Annotated in this window: 15 protein-coding genes; 1 reads left to right on the top strand and 14 read right to left on the bottom strand. The window is 42.2% G+C overall.

Going from position 1 to position 12,611, the window contains the following annotated elements:
* Positions 1-107: 107 nt before the first annotated feature.
* The 5 genes from fabG to JWG44_RS15450 form a co-directional block, all read right to left on the bottom strand.
* A complete protein-coding gene (gene fabG, locus JWG44_RS15430; protein ID WP_205275902.1) occupies positions 108-872 on the bottom strand; it encodes a 3-oxoacyl-[acyl-carrier-protein] reductase in 765 nt (254 codons plus the stop codon).
* 920 nt (positions 873-1,792) lie between these two features.
* The gene (locus tag JWG44_RS15435; protein ID WP_205275903.1) at positions 1,793-3,085 is read right to left on the bottom strand and encodes a circularly permuted ATPgrasp domain protein; all 1,293 of its coding nucleotides are present in this window, start codon (positions 3,083-3,085) and stop codon (positions 1,793-1,795) included.
* A 1-nt stretch (position 3,086) separates the two neighbouring features.
* Positions 3,087-4,139, bottom strand: a complete 1,053-nt coding sequence (gene arsB / locus JWG44_RS15440; RefSeq protein ID WP_205275904.1) for an ACR3 family arsenite efflux transporter — start codon at positions 4,137-4,139, stop codon at positions 3,087-3,089.
* Between the two features lie 7 nt (positions 4,140-4,146).
* The gene (locus JWG44_RS15445) at positions 4,147-4,590 is read right to left on the bottom strand and encodes an arsenate reductase ArsC (RefSeq protein ID WP_205275905.1); all 444 of its coding nucleotides are present in this window, start codon (positions 4,588-4,590) and stop codon (positions 4,147-4,149) included.
* On the bottom strand, positions 4,587-4,943 hold the full coding sequence (locus JWG44_RS15450; protein ID WP_332460797.1) for an ArsR/SmtB family transcription factor: 357 nt from the start codon (positions 4,941-4,943) through the stop codon (positions 4,587-4,589). The genes JWG44_RS15445 and JWG44_RS15450 overlap by 4 nt, the downstream gene beginning before the upstream one ends.
* A gap of 68 nt (positions 4,944-5,011) precedes the next feature.
* On the opposite strand from JWG44_RS15450, the gene arsN2 reads away from it, so the two are divergent.
* A complete protein-coding gene (gene arsN2, locus JWG44_RS15455) occupies positions 5,012-5,446 on the top strand; it encodes an arsenic resistance N-acetyltransferase ArsN2 (RefSeq protein WP_205275906.1) in 435 nt (144 codons plus the stop codon).
* Positions 5,447-5,456: 10 nt separating this feature from the next.
* On the opposite strand, the gene JWG44_RS15460 is transcribed toward arsN2, so the two are convergent.
* The 9 genes from JWG44_RS15460 to JWG44_RS15500 form a co-directional block, all read right to left on the bottom strand.
* Positions 5,457-6,005, bottom strand: coding sequence for a hypothetical protein (locus tag JWG44_RS15460; RefSeq protein ID WP_205275907.1), 549 nt, complete (start codon positions 6,003-6,005; stop codon positions 5,457-5,459).
* Positions 6,006-6,008: 3 nt separating this feature from the next.
* A complete protein-coding gene (locus tag JWG44_RS15465) occupies positions 6,009-6,479 on the bottom strand; it encodes a DUF4303 domain-containing protein (RefSeq protein ID WP_205275908.1) in 471 nt (156 codons plus the stop codon).
* 209 nt (positions 6,480-6,688) lie between these two features.
* Positions 6,689-7,156: an acyl-CoA thioesterase gene (locus JWG44_RS15470; protein WP_232371674.1), complete on the bottom strand. Its 468-nt coding sequence runs from the start codon at positions 7,154-7,156 to the stop codon at positions 6,689-6,691.
* A gap of 396 nt (positions 7,157-7,552) precedes the next feature.
* A complete protein-coding gene (locus JWG44_RS15475; protein WP_205275909.1) occupies positions 7,553-8,014 on the bottom strand; it encodes a DUF4303 domain-containing protein in 462 nt (153 codons plus the stop codon).
* Between the two features lie 71 nt (positions 8,015-8,085).
* A complete protein-coding gene (gene plsX / locus JWG44_RS15480; RefSeq protein WP_205275910.1) occupies positions 8,086-9,093 on the bottom strand; it encodes a phosphate acyltransferase PlsX in 1,008 nt (335 codons plus the stop codon).
* A 5-nt stretch (positions 9,094-9,098) separates the two neighbouring features.
* The gene (gene rpmF / locus JWG44_RS15485; protein ID WP_205275911.1) at positions 9,099-9,299 is read right to left on the bottom strand and encodes a 50S ribosomal protein L32; all 201 of its coding nucleotides are present in this window, start codon (positions 9,297-9,299) and stop codon (positions 9,099-9,101) included.
* A gap of 193 nt (positions 9,300-9,492) precedes the next feature.
* Positions 9,493-10,110 (bottom strand): ATP phosphoribosyltransferase, encoded by a 618-nt coding sequence (gene hisG, locus JWG44_RS15490; RefSeq protein ID WP_205275912.1) that lies wholly within the window; start codon positions 10,108-10,110, stop codon positions 9,493-9,495.
* Entirely contained in the window at positions 10,110-10,853 is a 744-nt protein-coding gene (locus tag JWG44_RS15495) for a YfgM family protein (protein ID WP_205275913.1), read from the bottom strand. The genes hisG and JWG44_RS15495 overlap by 1 nt, the downstream gene beginning before the upstream one ends.
* Before the next feature lie 24 nt (positions 10,854-10,877).
* Entirely contained in the window at positions 10,878-12,560 is a 1,683-nt protein-coding gene (locus JWG44_RS15500) for a 30S ribosomal protein S1 (protein ID WP_205275914.1), read from the bottom strand.
* Between the last annotated feature and the right edge of the window lie 51 nt (positions 12,561-12,611).

The raw sequence follows: 12,611 nt of genomic DNA on the forward strand, positions 1-12,611 counted from the left end.
AAGAATTGAGTGAGAATTCTTTTTTTTTCGAACGAATTAAAGGAAATAAAGAAAATTGGAAAATTCTTCCACTCCGATTTCGGAATGGAAGAAGATTTCGAAACCGATTATTCGGTAACGCCTGGAAGAAAACCTCCGCCGTTCACTTCGATCACCTGACCGGTAATAAAAGAAGAGATGTCGGAAGCTAAGAATGCGATGGTGTTCGCGATATCTTCCGGAAGTCCCGCTCTTTTCAGTGGGATCGCGGCAACCATTGCGTGTCTGATTTTTTCGGGAATCGCATCGGTCATTTCAGTAGCGATAAAACCCGGAGCGATCGCGTTACAACGAACCTTACGAGAGGCCATTTCCAATGCGACCGCTTTTGTAAAACCGATCACACCCGCTTTCGAAGCCGAATAGTTGGTTTGTCCGATGTTGCCGTTTACTCCCGCGATCGAAGAAAGATTGATGATGGATCCGCCGTTCGGATTTTTCATCATATATTTGATTGCGGCTTGTGTGCAGTTAAAAGTCCCGGTTAGGTTTACTGCGATGACTGCGTCCCACTGTTCTTTTTTCATTCTCATGAGAAGAGTGTCTTTTGTGATTCCCGCGTTGTTTACAAGAATATCAACGGAACCGAATTCTTCCACACACGCCTGGATCGCTTTTGCGGCAGATTCCGAATCCGCGACGTTGGTTCCTACTCCGATGGCTTTTACGCCTGCCTGTTTTGCGATTTCTTCCGCAGTTGCCTTGCTGGATTCTTCGTTGAGGTCTGCGATAACAATATTAGCTCCTGCTTTTGCAAGAACGAGGGCTGTGGATTTTCCGATTCCGCGTGCGGCTCCGGTGATAACAGCGTTTTTACCTTTTAAATCGATCATAATTCTTTCCTTTCGGGTGCTCTGCGGCTAAAGTATTTCGGTCGAATACCGGGTCAAGGGAGTTTTCCCGCTTTTGAGACTATGAGACAGAACGAACGTTCTGCTTTTGCTTTTCTCTTTCGTAAAATCACATTTGGAAGAAAAATCTTTTGTGAAATCTAAAAAAGTAGGAACTCACACATTTCCAAGACAATAACGGTAAAAGGTTTGAATCACCTCGCAAAGTAGGAACTCACACTTTTGGAACTTGTAAGAAAAGGATCCAGGTTTTTCCTATAAATGATTCTCCAAACTCCTTTTTGCGGAGGCAAAACCAATTCTAAAATCAAGAATCCGGTTCGGTCCAGAAACGTTCCGAGAATTTTAGAATGTGGGAACTCCCCGATTCGATTTTAGGAGGAGAATCCGCCTCCGATCGAGTTCGTCGTAACAACGACAGTCCTCCGTGAAAGTCGCGCGCCCCACCCTGATTGGGCATAACCTTACCCACAAAGTGCTTTGAATCTTAAGAAAAATCTGTCGTAACAACGACAGTCCTCCGTAAAACGAAAGCCCCGCCCTGAAATTTTGGGTGGAGGGGCGGGAGGCGGAAGACTCCCGGCAATTTTCCTATATCACAGGATTAAAACTTTGCAAGGAATATTCTCTCTCAGTGCTTTTGTAGGAACTCCTACAAGGACTCATCTTAGCTCAATTCTTGTTTCTAAATCCTCTTTATCCTGACATTGAATAGAAGCAAATGAGAATCAGTGAACGCGACACCTTGATCGTATTCAGGGAAAAATCCGGAGAAATTTCTATATCACGAAAACATCATTTCGCAAGTAAGAGTTCCCACACTTTTGTTGAAACTCGTTCCAAACCTCCCTTGAGATCGTTAGATTTTCCCGCTTTTCTTTTTGCGAAAAAGATATCCTGTTTTAAACGACGGAGGATTCCATTCCAAGAACATAAACGGGAGAAAAACCTCCTCCCGGAGTTCTAAAATTCGTTGTTTGCCCTTGGTATAAACGCGCCGCTAAAAGTAGGATCTCCTCCCGATAAACATAGGTCCGAAGGTCCATCTTATAGGGAACCTTCTCCCCGTCTTTGAGAAGAATCCTCTCGGACGGAAGAACGATTTCTTGAAAGATATTCTCACCCTCCAAAATCTCTTCGAAAGTTCCTTTGGTCAGTTTATCGCCCCTGTATGCAGCTTTGCCTCCATAACCACCGGAACCGGGCTTAAAGAAGAATTTTTTTCTCTCCTTCCAGAGTTCTTCCGCATTTTCTTTTCTTACAATTCCTGTTATAGGAATCGAACGCGCCAACACTTCCAGATCCGATTCTTCCACGCCGGCGCTGCGTAGGAACTCCTCGTTTTTCCAAAAAACCAAATTCGTTTTTTTTGCGTAGAGTTCGTAATCGAGGGGATTCGGAGTTACGACCGTCTTTTCCAATTCCCAAGAGGTTCTTATTTTTTGATTCACGGGTTCTGAAAGATAAAAATCAGTGAGACGATTATAAACTAGATCCACCGTTTTCCCTTCAAAAGAAAGAGAACCATTTTCTTCTAAGGTTAGAAGTTCCGGTTCCAGGATTTCGCAAGATATTCCTTTCGATAAAAACATTTCTCGAAACAAAAGAAATTCCGGATAGAGAAACTGTTCCTTGGGTCGATTGTCCACGATCACAACAAATGTAGGATCTCCCTCTTTCCCTGCGGCCTTCCATTCTTCTAAAAAGGATTCAAAAAATCGTTTTTCAATTGCTATAATTTCTTCCGGACTCGCAAGAGCTTCCCTCACTTCGGGACAACATTCTTTCTGAGCTTCCACGAGTTTTGTCTGTAAAAAAGCGCCTCCCGCATTCGTATTGATTTCAATCAACTTCGGGCCCTCGTCCGCGAGATGAAAATCAAAACTCAAAAAAACCCCGCCCTTAGAAAAACGTTTTCTTAAGTTTTCAGGAAATTCTTTGAGAATTTCGCTTCTGATCTTTTCGATTCTAAGAATTTTCTGAATCACTTGGATCGTCTTTTGGATCTTAAAAAAATCACTCGGATCCAAAAAGGAAGCGCTCGAGGCAAAAAAACGATCCGTCAAAGAAGTAAGATCGGAATTTTCTTCGCTCATAGAAGCCTTTATTTTTTTTAAAAAACTCTTATCCAATACTTCCTTTTCAATCGTGATACACTGACATTCTCTATTGAATACTTTTGAAACGGTGGTCATATTAGGCTTCCTTTACGACGGGACTTTGAAACCATCGTTTCCTCATTCTTAGGGCCGCTCTTACAAGAAGAATCAAGACGGGCACTTCTACAAGCGGACCGATTACCCCCGCAAAGGCTTGACCGCTCGAAATGCCGAAAACTCCGATGGCAACGGCGATCGCGAGTTCGAAATTATTACCGGCGGAAGTAAAAGCGATCGAAGCCGTTTTAGAATATTCTACTTTCATAATCTTTCCGATCCAAAAACTGATAAAGAACATAAGAATAAAATAGATCAGCAAAGGAACGCTGATGATCAGAACGTCGAAAGGAATTTCAAAGATCAAATTTCCTTTGAGACTGAACATAAAAAATATCGTAAATAAAAGCGAAATAAGCGTGATCGGAGATATCGCCGGGAGAAATTTTTCCTCATACCAGGCTTTTCCCTTGGAACGAATCAAAATCACTCGGCTTAAAATCGCGGCAAAAAAGGGAATCCCCAAATAAATCAAAACACTTTCCGCAATTTGTCCGATCGTAAGATTGATTTCCGCGCCTGAAAAGCCCAAATAAGGAGGTAAGACAGAAATAAAAAAATAAGCATAAACGCTATAGAAGAATATCTGGAAGATACTATTCAACGCGACGAGACCGGCGGCGTAATCTCTGCTTCCCTCGCTCAATTCGTTCCAGACGATTACCATCGCGATACATCGAGCAAGCCCGATCAAAATGAGTCCTATTCTGTATTCCGGATAATCTTTTAAAAAAAACGTCGCTAAACCGAACATGAGTAAAGGTCCTACAACCCAGTTTAAAAAAAGTGAAATCGCAAGAACCCTTACGTTTGAAAAGACTTCCTTCATTCTTTCAAATTGAACTTTTGCAAGAGGAGGATACATCATAAGAATCAAACCGATCGCCAGAGGCAGATTCGTGGTTCCGATCGAAAGACCGCCCAATTTCTCCTCCACGCTCGGAATCATTTTACCGAAAAGAACACCTCCCCCCATCGCAAGAAAAATCCAAAGTGTGAGATATCGATCCACAAAATTCAATTTTGATTTCATTTTCGTATCAGCCTTTTGTAACAGCCGAGTTCAGTCTCAATTCTTGAATCCAGTTTTGAGAATAAACGCGGATCATCTCACGGACCTTTCTAAATTCTTCCATGATTTCCTCTTCGTTACCTTTGGCTTTGGCGGGATCCGGAAAGTTGTAATGAAATCTCACAGCGTTCGAAGGGAAATAAGGACAGTTCTCTTTTGCATGATCGCAAACCGTGAGAATGTAATCGAATTCTATGTCCTTATATTCGTTGATATGATTGGAAGTGTGATGTGAAATATCGATCCCGACCTCTTTCATCGTCTGAATCGCCTTTGGATTGACTCCGTGAGTTTCAATTCCCGCGCTGAATATTGTCGCGCGATCTTCGGCAAAATGGCGTAACCAACCTTCAGCGATTTGACTTCTACAGCTATTCCCCGTGCAGAGCACGAGTATGTTAGGTTTATTCATATACAGCAATTCTCACTTTGTGATTTTTTTAATTGATTAAGATTTTGGAAAAAAGAATTCAATTCTTCCTGGAACTCTTTCAACCGGAACCAATCGATACAATAGCAGGATTTGTTTCCTTCCACTTCACCTTTGATCAGTCCGATTTCTTTGAGTTCTTTGAGATGTTGAGACACAGTTGCCTGCGCTAAAGGAAGCACTTCCACGATTTCGCCGCAGATACATTCGTTTTTTTCGGCGATCGTTAGAAGAATCGATAAACGGGCTGGGTGAGCAAAAGCCTTGGAAAACTCAGCAAGGAGCATCGTATCCTTTGCAAACTTCGCTTTTTTGTTGACAACCATAATCTTCATCGTAATTATACGATAAAGAAGTCAAGAATCTTCTTTGCAAATTCGAATTTTAGAAAAAGGAATTCTCCATGCCGACATTGGATTTTTTCTTTCACCCTTCTTTTGAGAATGTTTTGAATCTTCTTCAAGACAAAGGTCTTCCCGTAGAAGATCTTAAAAATCAGGATCTAAATCGTTTTATCGGTTTTGGAAATGAATCCGAACTCAAAGCGGTCATCGGTTTGGAATTGCACGGTAAATTTGCCTTGTTACGTTCTTTGGCGGTGGTTGACGGCTTTCAAAAAAAAGGATTGGGAACTCAGTTGGTTCGAAAGATCGAAGACCAAGCTCGCCGTCTTCCGATCGAAACTCTATTCCTCTTAACGACGACCGCAAAGGAATTCTTTCTAAAATTGGGATACCTGGAAACGGAAAGAGATTCCCTTCCTGAAGAAATCAAAAGGACCGAAGAATTTGTGTCTCTTTGCCCGGCGAGTTCTTCGATTCTTAAGAAAAAACTTTGATCGAAAAAATTCAATTCAAAGAAGAATCCGCGCTTCTTTCCTGAGATAGAATCGCTTTTATCCAAATAGAATTCCAGACCACTCTTACGATTGTTTTCAAGATCATCAGAAAAAGAAAAGATACCGATAGAATTTGCCGCAATTCGGATTGCATTCTTTCCATCCCGTTGAAACGATCAGCTTCTAAGTCCGAAGTCGTTTTCCAAAACAGAGTATAAAAGAAAAAAAACCAATTCCGAATTGTATACGATTCGGCGATGAGAACGGCAAAAATCAGAACTCCGGAAAAAATCAAAATTCTTCTATCGATCTTTTTATCCAGTATCAAAAAACCGTCTAGGAGCGCGAAATAGATCAGCGAAAAAGTCGAAATCATCAAGGGTAGATGAAAGTTACTCAATCCCTCCGGGTCCTCAGGATCTCCAACGAGTCCCAAAAAATGATTCATAGAGGCGCTTATCAAATACAAGAAGAAGGCAAAGACCAGATCTAAGCCGATGATTTTTTTTGTTTTTTTCGAGTAGGAGTTGGTCGGTTTCGGGTTTGTTTCTAAATTCATAACTCAGTAGTTGTGCTCCACTCGTATCACCTTGAAATCCTCAGTCTTTTTTAGGGAACGAAACGCATCTTTGTTTTTTAATATTTCAAGAATTTCATTCATTGCCTTTGCATATTCGGTTGTTTTTTGGCTCTCATCATCCGCGTTGTAGTGTTCGTCGTAGAGATCGTCATCAAAAGGCCCTCTTCGATATCCTTCTTCGTCCTCTAAGTTGAGATCTCGAAAACTGACAAAACCTTGATAGCCCCAATCACCCGGATTGTATTTTAGTTTTTCGATCTTTTCGTCGGTATCGTAGTGTTTCGGCCATTTGGAAGAATATTCTTTCAGAGACTTTTCAAAGGATTCCAGAGAATTCAAACAGAGCAGACTTGCATCGATCGCAAATGCGTAAAATATTTCCTCCCGATGCTCTTTTGAAAACTTTTCGATTTCAGCAAGAGCGAATTCCGCGAGTACAGGAACGTCAAACATAAGAACCGCCGGTAAGTAAAATGGATTCCTTTCATTCTACAATCGGACAACTTATTTTTTGATGTTTTTATTTTGAGAGGAATATTCTAATTCCATGATAGGTTGAGAAAATTAGGAATTCTAAGATCCAAAAGTGTATAAAGAATAAAAAAACAAGGCAAATGAGATCTGAATTCTTCTCGAATCCCTGACTTATCCGAAAAAGAGATTTATTGTGAGCCGATTTCGAGTTGGAGTTGAAGTTTCCGGAAAATAGACTCCGGCCAATCGGTAAGACTTTTCGTAGATACCGATGCAAAACCCAAAAGAAAATCGGCTGAACACCGTTTTTCAGTCTGACAAAAACCGGTGATTTGTAAGAGAACGTTGTTTTTTCTCAAACGTTTTACTCGAAGTTGGAAGGTAAGACGGTCTCCAAGAAGGGAAGTTTTTGAAAACTTCGCTACAATTTTCATCGCAGGAATCCCAAATCCTTGTTCAACAACCATTTTGGAAAAACTAAAACCTAAAACCTGATCAAACCAATCCTCGATTACTTCGGTAAAAAGATTAAAATACTGAGGCGTAAAAACCACCCCGCCCGGATCGCAGTGTTGAAAACGAATCAGTTTGTTTACTTGGAAAAAACTCATAAAAGCGCTCAAGAGAATTGTAGAATAAGAATCCGAACGATTCAAAAAACATATTCTCGAAAAAATATCCTTACCCACAAGTTGTTTAAATCTCAAAACGGGCGGATTTGTCGGAAATACGACAAAATCTTCTGTGAAAGTTGCGCGCCCCGCCCTGAATTTTTGGGTGGAGGGGTGGGTGGCGGAAAACTCCGGGTGACTTTGCTCTATCAGAAAATCATATTTTTTGCAAGTAGAATTCTCTCTCAAGAACTCTTGTCGGAACTACGACAAAAGAGCCTCGAACGAAAAATTGCTTCCTGAGAAACTTTTCATTAACCGTAAAAATCGATTCGGAATCGGAAGACTTCCGAGATTTTTTGGAATTGAATCGCAAAATGAATCTCTTGATTGTTTCAAGAAACTCATTTATTTTCCGCGAGAGAATTTGAAAACAAGACTTTAATTGGGATGAGTCACGCTCAGAATTCTAAAATCACCGATCTTTTTTAAAACACGGAACGCATCCTTCTGTTTTAGAATTTCCAGAACCTGATCCATGGCAACGGCGTAAGCGCTCTTTTTTTGAGCCTCTTTGTCTAAGTCGCAATGTTCTTGATAGAGATTTTCGTCGAACGGTCCCTCGTCCTTTCCTAAGCCATTTAAGCTACGAAAACAAACAAAGCCGTTGTACGCCCAGGCTGACGGGCTTTCTCTGAGTTTACGAATTTGATCGGGAGAATCATAGTATCTCGGCGATTTAGAAGCGAATTCCTTCAGAGACTTTTCAAAATGTTCAATGGAATTCAGACAAAGTAAACTGGAATCGATTGCAAACGTATAAAAAGTCTCGTTCGGGTGTTCTTTGGAGAATTTTTCAATTTCGGAAAGGGCAAAATTGGCCAATCTCTGCACATCAAACATAAGATTCAATCCTGCTTAAAGAGTATTATCCTCTCTACAAACAGCGGATGATTTTTTGATTCCTTTTCGAATCAGATATTGTATTTTTTGATATCGGTAGCGATCCGATCGTTGATTTGGTGCTTTGCACATTCGAGCACAACTCGGATCGCACTCTGAACTGCGAGTGCGTTAGACGATCCATGTCCGATCAGACAAACCCCGTCCACACCCAACAAAAGCACTCCACCGTATTCCGCGTAATCGAGCCGCTTTTTGATCGCGGCAAAAGTCGGCTTGAGTAACAAAGCGCCCGTCTGAGCAAGACTGGATTGTTTGATACTTTCTCTTAACACATTGAATATGGATTTGGAAAGACCTTCCGTAGCTTTGAGGACGATGTTTCCGATAAAGCCGTCGCAGACGACTACGTCCACGTCTTTTCCGCCTCCGTAGAGATCTCTTCCTTCCACGTTTCCCACGAAGTTTAAAGGAAGTTTTTTGATCATCTCGAATGCTTTTAAAGAAACCGTGTTTCCTTTTTTATCCTCTTCACCGTTGGAAAGAATTCCGACTTTTGGATTAGAAATATTGAATATAAGTTTAGAATAAATTTCACCCATAACGGCGAACTTCGCGAGATAATCCGGCTTGCAATCCACGTTAGCGCCTGCGTCCAACAAAAGCATCGGCGGACCGTTCTCTTGCGGAATCGGAGCGGCAATTGGAGGTCGTAAAACACCGGGAACTCTTCCCAGATACAAAAGCGCGGAAGCCATAGTAGCGCCCGTGTTTCCGGGTGAAAACATTCCGACACAGGTTTTATCCGCTACGAGTTGTGTGGCTTGAACTACGGAAGAATCCTGAAGGGTGCGTACGGCGATCGACGGAGAATCATTCATATCGATGATTTCCGATGCGTGTTGGATTCTTACTTTGTTTGTATCGTAATCGAACTTGAGGAGGATCTCCCCAATCTCTTCTTCTCTGCCGACCAAGACGACGTGAGCCCCATCCTGGTTAACGGCATTTACGGCGCCTTCAATAATCTTCTCCGGCCCGTAATCGCCGCTCATTACATCGACGGCGACCCACATCATAGGAGTTAATTATCTTCTTTAGGCTTCTTGACTTTCGGCTCTAAAACGATTCCGGTTTTATAGAACCCGCAAGTAGGGCAGATTCTATGAGGGAGTCTGTAAGAATTACAATTAGGACAAGGAACCAAATTTGGTTTTCCGATGGCATGATGGGCCCGTTTTGTCCTTACTTTTGATTTCGATTTGCGTCTTTTGGGAACTGCCATTGATTTCCTCTTGGGAAAATGAATTGTTAAACTATAATTTTTTGAGGCTGGTATTCCTCAACCATTATTTCATGGAATCGATAAGAATGAAGACTCTTTTGCCGATAAAAACGGACCGAGTTTGAAAAGTGCTTTGAAAATCTTCTTGAACTCGGACGCAAACACCGGAGCCGATCTTGTCGCTCATCGGGTTCTAAAGATTCGAAAGAGAATCCATAAATTCCACGGCTTCTTTCCGTTTACCGTACAAAGAAGAACGATTGAATACCAGCCGAGCTGAAGATTCTAAAATTATGTCCAATTCTTTGAGTCCGTTGGCCTTCAAGGTTCCGCCGGTTGAAACAAGGTCCACGATACAATCCGAAAGTCCGACGAGCGGAGCGAGTTCGATGCTGCCGTAGAGTTTGAAAATCTCACAGGACAAACCTTTGTGAAAGAAGAATTCTCTTGCAAGATTCGGATATTTCGTCGCGACTCGGATCTTACGATGACGGGCTTCGAGCGTATATCCCTCAGGCGCCGCTAGAGAAAGTCTGCACTTTCCGATTTTCAAATCGAGAGGAGTCGTGAGATCGTAACCGCCCTCTTTTAAGACATCCCATCCGCTGATTCCGGCGTCTGCGGCGCATTGTTCCACGTAAGTCGCCACATCTTGCGAGCGCACGAGAAGAATTCGGATTCTTCCCAATGGATCGTTGTAAATCAGTTCTTTGGAATTTGGATCGGGTTTTGCCGAAAGCCAACCTTTGGAGATCATCAGATCGACGCTCTCCTCAGCGAGTCTTCCTTTTGGCAGGGCCAGTGTAAGCATCAGCCTTTCTGGTTGAGTTGAACGAGTAGAAAAGTTGCGTATTGTTTTACGGTGTTGTAATCGGAGGCCGGAGTTTTGATATCCTGATCCAAAACTTTTTTCAAGGATTGAATCGCTTCCGACTTTTTACCGTTCTTAGCCTGTAATCTTCCGGTTTGATACAAACTCCAAGCGAGGAAGCCGTTTGCTTCTCTTGTGTTTGTCAGAAGATTCGCTGCGGTGCCGTAATTGGTCTCGGCGGATGCGAGATTTCCCTCTCTCTCACGAAGATTTCCCGCCAAATAGAAGTAATACGCCTTTACTTCCGTCGGCTCGTCGATCTTCTTACCGGCCCATTCCAGTTTGTCGGCGGCCTTTTGAAATTCTCCGTTTCTCGCATAAAGATCGGAAAGAATTTTTGCAAGTCTGAGTTCGAGTTTTTTAGAAGAATACTGTGAGGAAACTTCTTCGTAAGCCTGGATTTTTTCTTTTAGATCGATCGCAGGGTTAAGACGAAATTTTTTGTCCAGAGCTTCGAGGGCGATGGTTCCTTTTTCGAATTGGGATTCTTGGTATTGAACGTAAGTAACGATCGCAAGGACGATTGCGAGAATCACCCCTGCTCCGATCAGAACTTCCTTGATATGAGCCGCGACCGATCTGAAAAATTTAATCAGAATGAGTTCGAGCTTACTGCCTTGAAAATCCGCATAAGGATCGACTTTGACTTCTTTTGCGGTCTGACCGACTTCGTACCGTTTCATCCTTTAGTCCTTAACTTTGGATTCTTATCTCAGAGAAGTGTTTAGGAAACTTCCCAAACTTTCACGAGAAGGAGTATCCGAAGTTTTGAGGTATTTGGACATTTCTTCTCTTTCAAGAGCTTTGTCAAAATCCTTGATGGATAAGGAGATTTTCTTATTCTTCACATCCACTTTGATAACTGCGGTTTTTACGATTTCATCCGGTTTGTAAACTTCCAGAATGTTGGTTTCTCTTCCATTAGGAACTTCGGAGATATGAACCAGTCCTTCGATTCCCGGAGCCACTTCCACAAAAATTCCGAATTCTTTGATGGACTTGATCTTTCCTTCTACGATGGTTCCGATCGGATGTTCGTTGCGGAAAATTTCGTAAGGGTTTTCCAGGAGTTGTTTTAGACCGCAGGAGATTCTTTGTGCGTCTAAGTTTACGTCCAGGATCATATACTTCACGGTATCGCCTTTTTTCAGTTGGGAAGTCGGGTTGGAAGCCTTTTCATCCCATGTGATATCGCTGATGTGAATCAAACCTTCGATTCCGTTTTCGACTTCTACGAACGCGCCGTATTTCGTGATTCCGGTGATTACACCTTCGAGGATATTTCCTCTGCGAATTTCAGGACCGAGTTGATCCCAAGGATTCGGTTGAAGTTGTTTTAGTCCTAAGGAAAGTCTTCTGTTTTTGAAATCGATGTCCAAAACCAGAGCTTCCACTTCTTGACCTTTTTTTAAGATGTCTTTTGGTTGAGGAGGTTTTTTAGCCCACGCAAGTTCCGACGTATGAATCAGACCTTCTAAACCTTCTTTTAATTCTACGAAAGCGCCGAACTTTGTAAGAGAAGTTACGGTTCCGCGGATGACCATTTCTTTTTCCAAAGAACGTTCCGCCCAGACCCAAGGATCTTCGTAGAGTTGTTTTAGACCTAACGCGAGTTTGTTGTTTTCCTTGTCGAGTTCGAGAACTACAAGTTCCACTTCTTGTCCGATCTGAAAGTATTGTTTGAATGGAGCGTATTTTTTATAAGAGATATCTCTTTGACGAAGCAAGCCGGTCACTCCGTCTACTTCGCAGAAAACTCCAAAAGAAGCGATTTTGCTTACGGTGGAAGTTACTTTGTCCCCTACTTTGAGTTTGAGAAGAAGAGCGTCCCATTTTTCCTCGTTCACTTCATCCAGAAGTTTTTTTCTGGAGACTACCCCGGAACGAGTACGGTCGTTGAGTTCGATGATCTTGAACTCAAGTTCCTTACTTTTGAAGGTTTCACCTTCTTTGAATTTATAGCTGAGTTGAGAGGCGGGTAAAAAGAGATCGACTCCTTCTACGTTTACGATATAACCTTTGCCTTTGATTTCATTTACCAAACGGCCGGTAACTTGGTAGCTGTTTTTAAAAGCTTCTTTGACGATTTCCCAACCTTTTCTTTGGTCGGCTTCTTTTTTGGAAAGAATACATCCGGAATCTTGGGATTCCTTTCTTTTTACGATTGCAGAGACATAATTTCCGCGTTCCGGAGTTTCGTCGAAATCTCCTCTTGGAATACGGCCTTCTTGTTTGAGCCCTTCGATTGCCACATAAACGTAGTCGTTGTCTACAGAGACGATTTTTCCTTCAACGACTTGATCTTTCCGGAGTTCCGGTTCTTCGTGTATTGATTGTTCCCACTGTTTGAATACTTCTGCAAAAGTGGACTTCTCTTCCTTGTTTGTCATGGGGCGTAGGTTACTCGGCTAAAATGGTAGTCTGGGATCCGCTGGATGTCG

It is taken from the genome of Leptospira ainazelensis (assembly GCF_016918785.1).
GTDB lineage: Bacteria > Spirochaetota > Leptospiria > Leptospirales > Leptospiraceae > Leptospira > Leptospira ainazelensis.